General features: G+C 64.1%; 1 protein-coding gene. It reads right to left on the reverse strand.

What is annotated here, in order from left to right; translation table 11 throughout:
* The coding region (locus tag BGIM_RS0100890; RefSeq protein WP_020467932.1) for a helix-turn-helix domain-containing protein at positions 1-494 on the reverse strand (494 nt) is incomplete at its 3' end.
* Positions 495-551 lie beyond the last annotated feature (57 nt).

The raw sequence follows: 551 nt of genomic DNA on the forward strand, positions 1-551 counted from the left end.
GCATAGGCCGGGTCGGGGCTGGTGATCCAGTGTTTGGCCCGCCGCCACGAGACGCCCAGTCGTTTGATGGCCTGACGGATGGTCTCGGCGCTCAGGACGCGGGGTGTCCAGCCCCGGTCATGGCAAACCCGGGCGAGCAGTCCCAAGGTCCAAAGACTTCGCTCCTGCCCGTGGATCCGGGGCGTTTGATGAAGCAGTTGCCGCAACGGTTCGTCGAAAGCGGCGTCGAGCACGGGCCGGGCGCTCTTGGGCCGGGACGACTTTTCGCCCAGACAGGACGCGCCCTCGGCCGCGAAGGCATGGATGGCATTGCGGGCTGATCGGGGAGTACAGCCGAGGTTCCGGGCGATTTGGGCCGGGCTTTGGCCGTCGGCGCTGGCCAGCAGTATTTGGGAGCGACGCAACGTGAACGCTTCTGACGAACGAAGGCCTTCCTGAAGACGCTGGCGTTCCGGGTCAGTCAGCGGACGAACGTAAGTGGTGATGGGTCTCATAACCCATTATTCGCACGTTCTTCGGTTAAGGAAAGGCCTTGCCGGAACCTGCACTAG

The organism is Zavarzinella formosa DSM 19928 (assembly GCF_000255705.1).
In the GTDB taxonomy this organism is placed as follows: domain Bacteria; phylum Planctomycetota; class Planctomycetia; order Gemmatales; family Gemmataceae; genus Zavarzinella; species Zavarzinella formosa.